Raw genomic sequence first — 12,635 nt, forward strand, 5'->3', positions numbered from 1 at the left:
CAAACGGAACAGCCTGATTCGACCATGGCCAAGATTTTTTGCGTCGCCAACCAGAAAGGCGGGGTGGGCAAGACCACCACCTGCGTCAACCTCGCCGCCGCGCTGCAACTGGCCGGCCAGCGCACGCTGCTGATCGACCTCGATCCGCAGGGCAACGCGACGATGGGCAGCGGCATCGACAAGCGCGGCCTGAAGGGCTCCATCTACCAGCTGCTGGTTGGTCTGGAAGACCTCGCCGGCGTGCGCGTCACTTCGCCGACCGGCGGCTACGACGTGCTGCCGGCCAACCGCGATCTCGCCGGCGCCGAAGTCGAGCTGGTCGATCTCGAGCAGCGCGAGAAGCGGCTGCGCAATGCGTTGGCGCCCTTCCTGGCCGACTACGACTTCGTCCTCATCGACTGCCCGCCTTCGCTGTCGATGCTGACGCTGAACGGGCTGTGCTGCGCCAACGGCGTGATCATCCCGATGCAGTGCGAGTACTACGCGCTGGAAGGGCTGTCCGACCTGGTCAACACGATCAAGAAGGTGCATGCCAACCTCAACCGCGATCTCAAGATCATCGGCCTGCTGCGGGTGATGTTCGATCCGCGCGTGACGCTGCAGCAACAGGTTTCCGCCCAGCTCGAAGGGCATTTCGGCGACAAGGTGTTCCGTGCCATCGTGCCGCGCAATGTCCGCCTCGCCGAGGCGCCCAGCCATGGCATGCCGGGCGTGGTCTTCGACAAGGCGGCCAAGGGGGCGCAGGCTTACATGGCTTTCGCTCGTGAGATGATCGAGCGCGCCAGGACCTTCTGAATCCGGACACGACCATGAACAAACCCCGACTCAAGGGCCTCGGCCGCGGACTCGATGCGCTGCTGGCGGCCAATCAGGACGACGAACCCGAGAAGGGCGAACTGCAGACCCTGCCCACGATCGCGCTGCAGCCGGGCAAGTACCAGCCGCGCACGCGCATGGACCCGGGCTCGCTGGAGGAGCTGGCGGCCTCGATCAAGGCGCAGGGCGTCATGCAGCCGATCATGGTGCGGCCGGTGGGCGAGGACAGCTACGAGATCATCGCCGGCGAGCGCCGCTGGCGTGCCTCGCAGATCGCCGGCCTGGCCGAGGTGCCCTGCCTGGTGCGCGAGATCCCGGACGAAGCGGCACTGGCGATGTCGCTGATCGAGAACATCCAGCGCGAGGACCTCAATCCGCTTGAGGAGGCCAGCGGCATCCAGCGCCTGATCGACGAGTTCGAGATGACCCACCAGCAAGCCGCCGATGCAGTCGGCCGCTCGCGGCCGGCGGCGTCGAACCTGCTTCGCCTGCTCAACCTCGCCAAGCCGGTGCAGGAACTGCTGATGGCCGGCGACATCGACATGGGCCATGCGCGCGCGCTGCTGCCGCTCGACGGCGCCAGCCAGATCCAGCTGGCCAACCAGGTTGCCGCCCGCCAGCTGTCGGTGCGTGACACCGAGCGCCTGGTGCAGCAAATCCTGAATCCGCGCCAGAAGAAGCCGGCGCAGCAGCCGGACCGCGACCTGCTGCGGCTGGAAGAGGAGATCGCCGACAGCATCGGCGCTTCGGTGAAGATACGTGCGAACAAGAAGGGCGCCGGCGAGGTCACGATCCGTTTCGGCAGCCTGGACCAGCTCGACGGCCTGCTCGGCAGGCTGCGCTGAGCGGCAAGGCGCACGGCATGGCTGTCGATGCCGTTCGACTGCACGCGGCAGTCGAACGAAACGAATAATTTCTATAAGATATACGACAGTTGACGGGTTGTTTGCTGCGATGCAACTGAGGTTTGACTTTGCTGTGGATAACCCCTAGTATTCGCGGGATTTTTCGGCGGTCTCCGGCCGAATCGGCAGCTGGGCGCAACAATCGATGTTAAAGGCCGTTCTACTGCAGTTGGGCGCGACGATTTTCGCGGTGGTTCTTTCCGCCGCACTGTTCGGCGCGCGAGGTGCGATTTCTGCAGCAGGCGGCGGGTTGGCGTGCGTATTGCCGAGCTGGATGTTTGCTGTGCGTCTTGCTGCGATCTCGCGCAAGGCAGGCACGGCGAGCGTGGCCGCTTTCGTCGTGGGCGAGCTTGTCAAGGTCGCCTCGATCGTGGGATTACTGGTGCTGGTGTGGGTTCTGTATCCGCAGCTCCATTGGGGGGCGATGCTGATCGGCCTGATCCTGGCACTCAAGGCGAATTTATTTGCATTTTTGGTGAAGACCTGACATGGCTGGCAACGCTCCCACCGCATCCGAATACGTAATCCACCACCTCGGACACTTCAACAATACCGGGCATCCGCAAGAGAACATCATCAATTGGGGGGTCATCAACCTCGATTCGATGTTCTTTTCGATCCTGCTGGGCCTGATCACCGTCTTCCTGCTGTGGCTGGCCGCGCGCAAGGCGACTTCGGGTGTGCCCGGACGCTTCCAGGGCATCGTCGAACTGCTGGTCGAAATGGTTGCCGACCAGGCCAAGGGCATCGTGCATAGCGCCGAGTCGCGCAAGTTCGTCGCTCCGCTCGCACTGACGGTGTTCGTCTGGATCTTCCTGATGAATGCGATGGACTTGCTGCCGGTCGATCTGATTCCGGCAATCTGGACCGGCGTCTATTCCGCTGCCGGCGGCGATCCTGCCCACGCCTACATGCGCGTCGTCGCCACTGCCGACCTGTCGGCCGCGCTGGGCCTGTCGATCGGCGTGCTGCTGCTCTGCCTGTACTACAACGTCAAGATCAAGGGCGTTTCCGGCTGGGTGCATGAGCTCTTCACCGCCCCCTTCGGCAGCCACCCGCTGCTGTACCCGGTGAACTTCGCCATGCAGATCATCGAGTTCCTGGCCAAGACCGTTTCCCACGGCATGCGGTTGTTCGGCAACATGTATGCCGGCGAACTCGTGTTCATCCTGATCGCGCTGCTGGGCGGCACCGCCACTGCGTTCGGTTTCGTCGGTCATGTGGTCGCCGGCACCATCTGGGCGATCTTCCACATCCTGATCATCACGCTCCAGGCCTTCATCTTCATGATGCTGACCCTGGTGTATGTCGGTCAGGCGCACGAAAGCCACTAAAAACAAGTTTCAGCTTCATCTTCAACGTAGTACCTGGTTTTTAAACTCACCTTCCCCACTAAGGAGTCGTCATGGAAAACGTTCTGGGTTTTGTTGCTCTGGCTGCTGGTCTGATCATCGGTCTGGGTGCCATCGGTGCTTGTATCGGTATCGGCATCATGGGTTCCAAGTACCTCGAAGCTTCCGCTCGCCAGCCTGAACTGATGAACGCCCTGCAGACCAAGATGTTCCTGCTGGCCGGTCTGATCGACGCCGCGTTCCTGATCGGTGTCGGTATCGCCATGATGTTCGCCTTCGCCAACCCGTTCCAGCTCTGATCGGTTCGAGTTCATCCTTTTTTGAACCAACCTGAGGGCCAAGAACCGTGAATTTGAACGCAACCCTGATAGCCCAGCTCGTTGTGTTCTTCATTCTGGCGTGGTTCACGATGAAATTCGTGTGGCCGCCCATCGTGAAGGCACTGGACGAGCGTGCGAAGAAAATCGCCGACGGGCTGGCAGCTGCGGACAAGGCCAAGGCCGATCTGGCACTCGCCGAGAAGAAGGTCGTCGAGGAACTGCGCAAGGCCCGCGAATCCGCGGGTGATGTGCGTGCCTCCGCTGAAAAGCAGGCGAGCCAGCTTGTCGACGAAGCCCGTGCCGAAGCCGCCCGCATCATTGCGGCCGCCCGTGAAGCCGCCGAGGCTGAAGCCGGCGTCGCATCCCAGCGCGCCAAGGAAGCATTGCGCGACCAAGTCGCCAACCTGGCTGTTGCCGGCGCAGAGAAGATCCTGCGTCGTGAGATCAACGCCCAGGTGCACAGCGAATTGCTTGCCAACCTGAAACAGGAACTGCAATAAGTCATGGCCGAGAACGTCACCATCGCGCGCCCCTATGCGGATGCCGCCTTCGAGCTGGCTCGCGGGGCAGGTGCGCTGGGGCCTTGGTCGGAAGCACTGGATCGGCTCGCCGCCCTGGCGGCCGATCCGGACATGCGGGCATGCATCGCCGATCCCAATCTCAGCGCCAGCCAGCTCGTGCAGCTGGTGCTGGATGTGGCCGGAACCCTGTCCGCTGAACAGCAGAACTTCGTCCGCGTGCTCGTGGATAACGAACGTCTGCAGTTGCTTCCCGAGATCCGTGACCTGTTCGTTGCACTGAAGAACGAACACGAAGGTGTCCTGGAGGCTGAAATCGCCTCTGCCTTCCCCCTCGACGATGCAAGCCTGGCATCGCTCAAGTCCGACCTCGAAGCCCGCTTCAAGGCCAAACTGAACATCCAGGTCCATATCGATCCCGCCCTCATCGGCGGGGTCCGCATCGCCGTCGGCGACGAAGTCATCGACGCCTCGGTACGCGGCAAGCTCGCGAACATGGCCGCTGCGCTAAAGAACTAGGAGCATAAAAGCTATGCAACTCAACCCCTCTGAAATCAGTGATCTGATTAAGAGCCGGATCCAGAACCTGCAGCTCGCCGCCACGTCGCGTAACGAGGGCACGGTGGTCTCCGTCACCGACGGTATCTGCCGCATCCACGGCCTGACCGACGTGATGCAGGGCGAAATGCTGGAATTCCCCGGCAACACCTTCGGCATGGCGCTTAACCTCGAGCGCGATTCCGTCGGCGCCGTCGTGCTCGGCGAATACGAGCACATCACCGAAGGCGACACCGTCAAGGCCACCGGCCGCATTCTCGAAGTGCCCGTCGGCCCCGAGCTGGTCGGTCGCGTCGTCAACGCACTGGGCCAGCCGATCGACGGCAAGGGTCCGATCAACGCCAAGCTGACCGACAAGATCGAGAAGGTCGCCCCCGGCGTCATCGCCCGTAAGTCGGTTTCGCAGCCGGTGCAGACCGGCCTGAAGTCGGTCGACTCCATGGTGCCGATCGGCCGTGGCCAGCGCGAGCTGATCATCGGCGACCGCCAGACCGGCAAGACCGCCGTGGCCGTCGATGCCATCATCAACCAGAAAGGCCAGGACATGTTCTGCGTTTACGTGGCGATCGGTCAGAAGGCTTCGACCGTTGCCAACGTCGTGCGCAAGCTGGAAGAGAACGGCGCGATGGAATACACCATCGTCGTTGCCGCGACCGCTTCCGAGTCCGCCGCCATGCAGTACCTGTCGGCCTACGCCGGCTGCACCATGGGCGAGTACTTCCGCGACCGTGGTCAGGATGCGTTGATCGTTTATGACGATCTGACCAAGCAGGCCTGGGCCTATCGCCAGGTTTCGCTGCTGCTGCGCCGTCCGCCGGGCCGCGAAGCCTACCCGGGCGACGTGTTCTACCTGCACTCCCGTCTGCTCGAGCGCGCTGCCCGCGTGAACGAAGAGTACGTCGAGAAGTTCACCAACGGCGAGGTCAAGGGCAGGACCGGTTCGCTGACCGCGCTGCCGGTCATCGAAACCCAGGCCGGTGACGTGTCCGCCTTCGTGCCGACCAACGTGATCTCGATTACCGACGGCCAGATCTTCCTGGAAACCGACCTCTTCAACGCCGGTATCCGTCCCGCGATCAACGCCGGTATCTCGGTGTCCCGCGTCGGTGGCGCTGCGCAGACCAAGGTCGTCAAGAAGCTGTCCGGCGGTATCCGTACCGACTTGGCGCAGTATCGCGAACTCGCCGCGTTCGCCCAGTTCGCCTCCGACCTGGACGACGCCACCCGCAGGCAGCTCGAGCGCGGCCGCCGCGTCACCGAACTGATGAAGCAGGCCCAGTATTCGCCGATGTCGATCGCTGACATGTCCATCGTGCTGTATGCGGTGAACAACGGTTACTTCGATGACGTCGACGTCAGCCGTGTGCTGCCGTTCGAAGCCGCGATGCTGCAGTTCGTCAAGACCAAGCAGGCCGATCTGGTCTCCTCGATCCTGAGCAAGAAGGAACTGGACGCCGAAGGCGAAAAGACCCTGGCTGCCGCGATCGCCGAGTTCAAGAAGAGCTGGGCCTAAGGCCGGCGAGGGAGACGGAATATGGCAAGCGGTAAGGAAATCCGTACCAAGATCAAGAGCGTGCAAAACACGCGCAAGATCACGAAGGCCATGGAGATGGTGGCCGCATCCAAGATGCGCAAGGCGCAGGATCGGATGCGGGCTGCCCGCCCCTTTGCCGAGAAGATCCGCCGACTCGCCGCGAACCTGTCCCAGGCCAATGTGACCGACTACAAGCACCCCTTCCTGGTTCAGAAGAGCCAGGTCAAGCGGGTGGGGCTGATCCTGGTGACCACCGACAAGGGTTTGTGCGGTGGTCTCAACACCAACGTCCAGCGCATCGCCCTCAACGCGATGAAGGACTGGGAGTCCTCGGGCGTGACCGAGATCCGTGCCTGCGCCATCGGCAACAAGGGTCTGGGCTTCATGCAGCGGATGGGCGCCAAGGTGGTGTCGAACGTCACCCAGCTGGGTGACACGCCGCACCTGGAGAAGCTGATCGGTCCGGTCAAGATCATGCTCGACGCGTTCCAGAACGACGAGCTCGATGCGGTCTACCTGGTCTACACCCGCTTCATCAACACGATGAAGCAGGAACCGGTGATGGAGCAGCTGCTGCCGCTCACCGGCGAGAAGCTGGGAACGCCGGACAGTTCGTGGGATTACCTCTACGAGCCGGATCCTCAGGTCGTCATCGACGAACTGCTGGTCCGCTACGTCGAGGCGCTGGTCTATCAGGCCGTGGCCGAGAACATGGCATCCGAACAGAGCGCGCGCATGGTGGCAATGAAGGCCGCTTCCGACAATGCCAAGAACGTGATTGGCGAACTGCAGCTGGTCTACAACAAGACCCGCCAGGCCGCGATCACCAAGGAGCTGTCGGAAATCGTCGGCGGCGCCGCCGCGGTGTAACGGATTATTGATTTAAGGATATGACGATGAGTCAAGGTACGATCGTTCAGTGCATCGGCGCGGTGGTGGACATCCAGTTCCCGCGTGAAGCGATGCCCAAGGTGTATGACGCCCTGAAGCTCGAGGACGCTGCCGACTCCTTCGCCGAAGCTGGCCTGACCTTCGAGGTTCAGCAGCAGCTCGGCGACGGCGTTGTGCGCACCATCGCGCTGGGTTCTTCCGACGGCCTGCGCCGCGGCATGAAGGTGGCTGCCACCGGTGCGCCGATTTCGGTGCCGGTCGGCGAGGCCACGCTCGGCCGCATCATGGACGTGCTGGGCCGCCCGATCGACGAAGCCGGTGCCATTGGCACCGACGAGCGCCGCTCGATCCACCAGAAGGCGCCGAAGTTCGATGAACTGTCGCCGTCGGTGGAGCTGCTCGAAACCGGCATCAAGGTTATCGACCTGATCTGCCCGTTCGCCAAGGGCGGCAAGGTGGGTCTGTTCGGCGGCGCCGGCGTCGGCAAGACCGTGAACATGATGGAGCTGATCAACAACATCGCCAAGCAGCACTCGGGTCTGTCGGTGTTCGCCGGTGTGGGCGAGCGTACTCGCGAGGGTAACGACTTCTACCACGAGATGAAGGACTCCAACGTTCTCGACAAGGTTGCGATGGTGTTCGGTCAGATGAACGAACCCCCGGGCAACCGTCTGCGCGTGGCGCTGACCGGCCTGACCATGGCCGAGCGTTTCCGCGACGACGGCCGCGACATCCTGTTCTTCGTGGATAACATCTACCGCTACACCCTGGCCGGTACCGAAGTGTCCGCGCTGCTGGGCCGGATGCCTTCCGCGGTGGGCTACCAGCCGACGCTGGCGGAAGAAATGGGCCGCCTGCAGGAGCGCATCACTTCGACCAAGGTCGGCTCGATCACCTCGATCCAGGCCGTGTATGTGCCGGCGGATGACTTGACCGACCCGTCGCCCGCCACCACCTTCCTGCACTTGGACTCGACCGTCGTGCTGTCGCGTGACATCGCCGCGCTGGGTATCTACCCCGCCGTCGACCCGCTCGACTCTACCTCGCGCCAGCTCGACCCGCTGGTCGTCGGCGAAGAGCACTACGGCGTTGCCCGCCAGGTTCAGCAGACCCTGCAGAAGTACAAGGAACTGCGCGACATCATCGCGATTCTGGGTATGGACGAACTGTCGCCGGAAGACAAGCTCGCCGTGGCCCGTGCGCGTAAGATCCAGCGTTTCCTGTCGCAGCCCTTCCACGTTGCGGAAGTGTTCACCGGCTCGCCGGGCAAGTACGTGACGCTGAAGGACACGATCAAGGGCTTCAAGATGATCGTCAGCGGCGAACTGGACTCCCTGCCGGAACAGGCTTTCTACATGGTCGGCAACATCGAAGAGGCCATCGAGAAGGCGAAGAAGCTGCAGTAATTCGTCCGCCCGCGCGGTGCTGCGGCACCGCGCGGATTTGAAAAGGAAACACTATGGCTATGACGGTTCATGTCGACATCGTCAGCGCGGAAGAGCAGATTTTCTCCGGGCTGGCCGAATTTGTCGCACTGCCTGGCGAGGCGGGTGAACTCGGCATTCTGCCCGGCCACATGCCGCTGATGACCCGGATCAAACCGGGTGCGGTGCGGGTCAAGGTTCCGAATCAGGCGGAAGAAGAGCTTGTGTTCGTTGCCGGTGGTTTGCTCGAGGTTCAGCCGGGTCTGGTGACGGTGCTTGCCGACACCGCGATCCGCGGCAAGGATCTGGACGAAGCGAAGGCGCTGGAAGCCAAGAAGAAGGCTGAAGAGGCAATGGCAAACCAGACCGCGCGTCTGGACTACGCCAAGGCCCAGGCCGAGCTCATGGAAGCGGTGGCCCAGCTCGCCGCGATCGAGCGTCTGCGCAAGCGCGGTCACTGATCGATCGCGCTCCTGCCCGACGGGTGGGGTCGAAAAAAAGCAGCTCTGCGGGGCTGCTTTTTTATTGCTGTTTTTCTTCCTTTGGGGGCTGCTCCGAGTGGCCCGATCTCTCTGCGAAGCCGTATCAATGCCATATCCGGACCGGCTTCAGCCGGGGGCTGCGAAGTGTTCCTTGGCAGAGCAGGCATGCCGGCCTGCATGGGCGCCTCAAGCCGCGCTTACCACAAAGCGGGTGCCAGTGTCAGCGGCCCTGCTCCAGCCGCGAAATGCGCTTCTCGAGCCGTCCGAGCGCATCGCGCAGGGCGACGATGTCCTGCGCGACAGCCGGGAGCGCGCTGCGGGGCACCAGCAGCGGCGCTTCTTCGGTCAGATACTCGGCCACGTTGCCGCCCGTGCGTTCGATGGAGCGGCGGCCTTCGCCGAGCAGCTGCTTGCCGCCTTCGACCAGGCGATGGGCGGCAATATCGCCGAACAGCCGCGAGAGATCCTCTTCCGCGTCCCAGCGGAGATGACGGAAGACGAAACCCAGCGCGTCGGCGAGTTCGGCATTGCCTTCGATGCGTACGTGCCGCATCGCCGTTTCCAGGCCGTCGGCCAGCAGCTTGGGCAGGTCGGCGGCGGCGAGCACCAGCGACACCTCGGGCTCGTTCTCGCCGGCCCATGCGGCAAGATAACCTTCGGCGGATATCGAGAAATCGAGTTCCAGCAGCGGCGTGACGGCGAGCCGGGCGGTGCGGCCGGCATGCGGCAGCAGGCGGGTACGCGCCCAGCCGGATTGCGACAGCAGGTGATTGGTGGCGGACAGGAAGACGCTGGACAGCATGGCGGCCGGGCCTGGAGAGATGAGTGAAAAAGTCGAGCCGAAAGCAAAACGGGGAGGCCTGAGCCTCCCCGTTGATGCACCAACTGCCTAGTTGGTCTGCTGGATGCCGGCGATGAGCCAGCCGCCCTGGCCGCTGACCGGCTTGACCAGGTGCCAGATCTCGTCGAAGGCTTCCGGCGCGGCATCTTCCGCTTCGCGCAGCAGGCCGTTGAAGCGGACGCTGACGATGTAGCGGCCCTCTTCCTGCTCGACATCGACGACGTCGGCGTTCAGTTCGACGACGTCGGTGCGCTGGGCAGCGGCGCCACGCTCGTTGAGCTGCATGCAGATCTCGGCAAAGACTTCCGGCGTGGTGAATTCACGCAGGTCGTCCAGGTTGCCGGCGTCGTTGGCAGCCTGCAGGCGGATGAAGTTCAGCTTGGCCTGGCGGGCGAAGCCCTGCACGTCGAAGCCCTCGGCAACAGCCTTGTCCAGACCCGAGGCAGCAGGCGCGCTGCTGACAGGCGGCGTGGCGGCCAGCGGGCCAGGGTAGCGAGGCGTGCTGCCCTGGGTAGCCTGGCCGGCACCGGCGTACTGCAGGTTCTGGCTTTGCGCGGCATTGGTGTTGCGGCGGAACAGCAGGCGGAAGATGAAGAAGGCTGCGGCTGCGAGCAGCAGGATCATCATGAACGAAGCCATTTCCTCGCCGAGGCCGAGATGCGAGAACAGCGCGGCCAGACCCAGGCCGGCGGCGAGGCCGGCAATGGGACCCATCCAGGAGCGCTTTGGTGCTGCAGCGGCCGCGCCTGCGGGCGGCGTGTTCTGGGTTGCGGCGGGTTGGCGGGGGGCTTGCTGAGGGGTCGCGTTGCGCTTCATGCCGAAGCTGCTGCCGCCGCCAAGGCGCTTGGCTTCGGCTTCGGGCGCGCCGATGAAGCCGAAGGAAAAGATGGCGACGATCAGGGTGAGGATCAGATTCTTCATCGTGGGTGGGTCTCCTGGTTCAAAGCTTGTAGCCGCGGTGCAGGGCAACCACCCCTGCACTGAGGTTGAAGTAATCGACACGCGAAAGGCCAGCTTGTTCCATCATGCCCTTCAATTCTTCCTGGCCGGGGTGCATGCGGATGGATTCGGCCAGATAGCGGTAGCTTTCGGCGTCGTTCGCCACCTGCTTGCCCATCCAGGGCAGCAGCTTGAACGAGTACAGGTCGTAGATCGGCGACAGCGGCTTCCACACGCGCGAGAACTCCAGCACCAGCAGGCGTCCGCCGGGGCGCAGCACGCGCCGCATCTCGGCCAGCGCGACGTCCTTGTGCGTCATGTTGCGCAGGCCGAAGGCGACGGTCACGCAGTCGAACCAGTCGTCCGGGAAAGGCAGCTTCTCGGCGTTGCACTGGGCGCTCGGCATCGCATAGCCGTGGTCGATCATGCGGTCGCGGCCGCGCGACAGCATGGCGTGGTTGATGTCCGTCAGCCACACCTGCCCGCGCTTGCCGACCTTGCGCGCGAAGGCCAGCGACAGGTCGGCCGTGCCGCCGGCGACGTCGAGCACGCGATCGCCTTCGCGCACGCCGGAGACCTGGATCGTGAAGTGCTTCCATAGGCGATGCAGGCCGAACGACATCAGGTCGTTCATCACGTCGTACTTCTGTGCGACCGAGGAGAACACCTCGGCCACCTTCTTTTCCTTGGCTTCCTCGGCAACCGTCTGGAAGCCGAAGTGCGTCGTCTTGTCGCTCATGATCGTCTCAGTGATGATGTCCGCAACCGCTCTTCGGCGCCGGCGGTGGCACCTTGGCGGGATCGCGGCTGCCGCCGGCCTGGGCAAGGCGGTCGAGATAGGCCTGCCACAATGCATCCTGCTGCTGGCCGAGCATGTAGAGGTAGTCCCAGGAGTACAGGCCGCTGTCGTGGCCGTCGGAGAATACCGGGCGGACCGCGTAGTTGCCCACCGGCTGCAGGTTGACCACGTTGACGTCGCGCTTGCCCTGCTGCAGGGTCTCCTGCCCGGGGCCGTGGCCGCGGACCTCGGCCGAGGGAGAATGCACGCGCAGGAACTCGAAAGGCAGGGTGAAACGGCTGCCGTCGTCGAAGGCGATCTCGAGCCGCTTCGACTGGCTGTGCAGCGTGATTTCGGTGGGAAGCGGGGTGTTCCGATCCAGTCCGGCCATGGTCAAAGCTTCGCATTCGGGGGCCACAATCATACCCGAATCGTTACCGCCCGGCCCCGTGCCGCGCCCGCCCGCCGTATTGCAAGCGGATGACGTGTCATCAAAACGTCAAACAGCTGCAATAGACTGTGCTCGTCACCAGGCATCAACAGTGGGGAATCGACAGCATGCCAGCGAACATCTTGCTCGTGGAAGACGAGCCGGCGATCCAGGAACTGATCGCCGCCAACCTCAATCGTGCCGGCCATCACGTGGTCCGTGCCGCGGATGCCGAATCGGCCCAGCGCATCGTGCGCGAGGCGCTGCCCGACCTGATCCTGCTCGACTGGATGCTGCCGGGGGCCTCGGGCATCGAGTTCGCCCGCCGCCTGCGTGCCGACGAGCGCACGCGAGCCATCCCGATCATCATGCTCACCGCCCGCGGCGAGGAGCAGGACAAGATCACCGGGCTCGAAACCGGCGCCGACGACTACATCACCAAGCCTTTCAGTCCGCGCGAACTGGTTGCGCGGATCAAGGCGGTACTGCGCCGGCGGGCGCCTCAGACCACCGAGGACGCCGTCGAACTGGGTGGCCTGCGGCTCGATCCGGGCACCCACCGGGTGACCGCGGCAGGAGAGGTGCTGACCCTGGGGCCGACCGAGTTCCGCCTGCTGCATTTCCTGATGACGCACCCGGAGCGCGTGCATTCGCGCGCGCAGTTGCTCGACCAGGTGTGGGGCGACCACGTCTTCGTCGAGGAGCGGACGGTGGACGTACATATCCGCCGCCTGCGCTCGGTGCTCGAGCCGGGCGGCTTCGATGCGCTGATCCAGACGGTTCGCGGCAGTGGCTATCGCTTCTCGACCCAGGCACCGCAGCAGCCGGCTACGCGTTGACCGGCGTG

The 12,635-nt window shown here is 63.7% G+C and carries 16 protein-coding genes; 12 read left to right on the forward strand and 4 right to left on the reverse strand.

Annotation, left to right across the window (positions count from 1 at the left end; translation table 11 throughout):
* The first annotated feature begins 24 nt into the window (after positions 1–24).
* The 11 genes from QM748_RS16210 (at position 25) to QM748_RS16260 (ending at position 8,779) form a co-directional block, all read left to right on the forward strand.
* Complete coding sequence (locus tag QM748_RS16210; protein ID WP_415247938.1) at positions 25–795, forward strand: ParA family protein; 771 nt, start codon at positions 25–27, stop codon at positions 793–795.
* A gap of 14 nt (positions 796–809) precedes the next feature.
* Positions 810–1,661: a ParB/RepB/Spo0J family partition protein gene (locus tag QM748_RS16215; RefSeq protein ID WP_415247939.1), complete on the forward strand. Its 852-nt coding sequence runs from the start codon at positions 810–812 to the stop codon at positions 1,659–1,661.
* A gap of 205 nt (positions 1,662–1,866) precedes the next feature.
* Entirely contained in the window at positions 1,867–2,208 is a 342-nt protein-coding gene (locus tag QM748_RS16220) for an ATP synthase subunit I (protein WP_415247940.1), read from the forward strand.
* Between the two features lies 1 nt (position 2,209).
* Positions 2,210–3,055, forward strand: coding sequence for a F0F1 ATP synthase subunit A (gene atpB, locus QM748_RS16225; RefSeq protein WP_415247941.1), 846 nt, complete (start codon positions 2,210–2,212; stop codon positions 3,053–3,055).
* 71 nt (positions 3,056–3,126) lie between these two features.
* The gene (atpE, locus tag QM748_RS16230) at positions 3,127–3,372 is read left to right on the forward strand and encodes a F0F1 ATP synthase subunit C (protein WP_002925444.1); all 246 of its coding nucleotides are present in this window, start codon (positions 3,127–3,129) and stop codon (positions 3,370–3,372) included.
* A 47-nt stretch (positions 3,373–3,419) separates the two neighbouring features.
* Positions 3,420–3,893, forward strand: a complete 474-nt coding sequence (locus QM748_RS16235; RefSeq protein WP_415247942.1) for a F0F1 ATP synthase subunit B — start codon at positions 3,420–3,422, stop codon at positions 3,891–3,893.
* 3 nt (positions 3,894–3,896) lie between these two features.
* Positions 3,897–4,430: a F0F1 ATP synthase subunit delta gene (locus QM748_RS16240; protein WP_415247943.1), complete on the forward strand. Its 534-nt coding sequence runs from the start codon at positions 3,897–3,899 to the stop codon at positions 4,428–4,430.
* Positions 4,431–4,443: 13 nt separating this feature from the next.
* A complete protein-coding gene (atpA, locus tag QM748_RS16245; protein ID WP_415247944.1) occupies positions 4,444–5,982 on the forward strand; it encodes a F0F1 ATP synthase subunit alpha in 1,539 nt (512 codons plus the stop codon).
* A gap of 21 nt (positions 5,983–6,003) precedes the next feature.
* On the forward strand, positions 6,004–6,873 hold the full coding sequence (gene atpG / locus QM748_RS16250) for a F0F1 ATP synthase subunit gamma (RefSeq protein WP_415247945.1): 870 nt from the start codon (positions 6,004–6,006) through the stop codon (positions 6,871–6,873).
* 26 nt (positions 6,874–6,899) lie between these two features.
* Complete coding sequence (gene atpD, locus QM748_RS16255) at positions 6,900–8,300, forward strand: F0F1 ATP synthase subunit beta (RefSeq protein ID WP_415247946.1); 1,401 nt, start codon at positions 6,900–6,902, stop codon at positions 8,298–8,300.
* Positions 8,301–8,353: 53 nt separating this feature from the next.
* Positions 8,354–8,779 (forward strand): F0F1 ATP synthase subunit epsilon, encoded by a 426-nt coding sequence (locus QM748_RS16260; RefSeq protein ID WP_004261883.1) that lies wholly within the window; start codon positions 8,354–8,356, stop codon positions 8,777–8,779.
* A 241-nt stretch (positions 8,780–9,020) separates the two neighbouring features.
* Here the strand turns inward: QM748_RS16260 and QM748_RS16265 are convergent, their stop codons facing one another.
* The 4 genes from QM748_RS16265 to QM748_RS16280 all read right to left on the reverse strand — a co-directional run bounded on the left by QM748_RS16265 (position 9,021) and on the right by QM748_RS16280 (position 11,749).
* Complete coding sequence (locus QM748_RS16265; RefSeq protein ID WP_415247947.1) at positions 9,021–9,602, reverse strand: SCP2 domain-containing protein; 582 nt, start codon at positions 9,600–9,602, stop codon at positions 9,021–9,023.
* Between the two features lie 87 nt (positions 9,603–9,689).
* On the reverse strand, positions 9,690–10,562 hold the full coding sequence (locus tag QM748_RS16270; protein WP_415247948.1) for a Tim44 domain-containing protein: 873 nt from the start codon (positions 10,560–10,562) through the stop codon (positions 9,690–9,692).
* Positions 10,563–10,581: 19 nt separating this feature from the next.
* Positions 10,582–11,319, reverse strand: a complete 738-nt coding sequence (gene ubiE, locus QM748_RS16275) for a bifunctional demethylmenaquinone methyltransferase/2-methoxy-6-polyprenyl-1,4-benzoquinol methylase UbiE (RefSeq protein ID WP_415247949.1) — start codon at positions 11,317–11,319, stop codon at positions 10,582–10,584.
* A 7-nt stretch (positions 11,320–11,326) separates the two neighbouring features.
* On the reverse strand, positions 11,327–11,749 hold the full coding sequence (locus tag QM748_RS16280) for a gamma-butyrobetaine hydroxylase-like domain-containing protein (protein ID WP_415247950.1): 423 nt from the start codon (positions 11,747–11,749) through the stop codon (positions 11,327–11,329).
* Positions 11,750–11,916: 167 nt separating this feature from the next.
* Between QM748_RS16280 and phoB the strand changes: the two genes are divergently transcribed.
* The gene (gene phoB / locus QM748_RS16285) at positions 11,917–12,627 is read left to right on the forward strand and encodes a phosphate regulon transcriptional regulator PhoB (RefSeq protein WP_415247951.1); all 711 of its coding nucleotides are present in this window, start codon (positions 11,917–11,919) and stop codon (positions 12,625–12,627) included.
* The last annotated feature ends 8 nt before the right edge of the window (positions 12,628–12,635 follow it).

Source organism: Thauera sp. (assembly GCF_047601425.1).
In the GTDB taxonomy this organism is placed as follows: Bacteria; Pseudomonadota; Gammaproteobacteria; order Burkholderiales; family Rhodocyclaceae; genus Thauera.

Excerpts from the sequence above, each read along its gene's own strand:
- QM748_RS16210 (WP_415247938.1), top strand. The coding sequence starts at position 25 with ATGGCCAAGATTTTTTGCGTCGCCAACCAGAAAGGCGGGGTGGGCAAG.
- QM748_RS16215 (WP_415247939.1), top strand. The coding sequence starts at position 810 with ATGAACAAACCCCGACTCAAGGGCCTCGGCCGCGGACTCGATGCGCTG.
- QM748_RS16220 (WP_415247940.1), top strand. The coding sequence starts at position 1,867 with ATGTTAAAGGCCGTTCTACTGCAGTTGGGCGCGACGATTTTCGCGGTG.
- atpB (WP_415247941.1), top strand. The coding sequence starts at position 2,210 with ATGGCTGGCAACGCTCCCACCGCATCCGAATACGTAATCCACCACCTC.
- atpE (WP_002925444.1), top strand. The coding sequence starts at position 3,127 with ATGGAAAACGTTCTGGGTTTTGTTGCTCTGGCTGCTGGTCTGATCATC.
- QM748_RS16240 (WP_415247943.1), top strand. The coding sequence starts at position 3,897 with ATGGCCGAGAACGTCACCATCGCGCGCCCCTATGCGGATGCCGCCTTC.
- atpA (WP_415247944.1), top strand. The coding sequence starts at position 4,444 with ATGCAACTCAACCCCTCTGAAATCAGTGATCTGATTAAGAGCCGGATC.
- atpG (WP_415247945.1), top strand. The coding sequence starts at position 6,004 with ATGGCAAGCGGTAAGGAAATCCGTACCAAGATCAAGAGCGTGCAAAAC.
- atpD (WP_415247946.1), top strand. The coding sequence starts at position 6,900 with ATGAGTCAAGGTACGATCGTTCAGTGCATCGGCGCGGTGGTGGACATC.
- QM748_RS16260 (WP_004261883.1), top strand. The coding sequence starts at position 8,354 with ATGGCTATGACGGTTCATGTCGACATCGTCAGCGCGGAAGAGCAGATT.
- QM748_RS16265 (WP_415247947.1), bottom strand. The coding sequence starts at position 9,602 with ATGCTGTCCAGCGTCTTCCTGTCCGCCACCAATCACCTGCTGTCGCAA.
- QM748_RS16270 (WP_415247948.1), bottom strand. The coding sequence starts at position 10,562 with ATGAAGAATCTGATCCTCACCCTGATCGTCGCCATCTTTTCCTTCGGC.
- ubiE (WP_415247949.1), bottom strand. The coding sequence starts at position 11,319 with ATGAGCGACAAGACGACGCACTTCGGCTTCCAGACGGTTGCCGAGGAA.
- QM748_RS16280 (WP_415247950.1), bottom strand. The coding sequence starts at position 11,749 with ATGGCCGGACTGGATCGGAACACCCCGCTTCCCACCGAAATCACGCTG.
- phoB (WP_415247951.1), top strand. The coding sequence starts at position 11,917 with ATGCCAGCGAACATCTTGCTCGTGGAAGACGAGCCGGCGATCCAGGAA.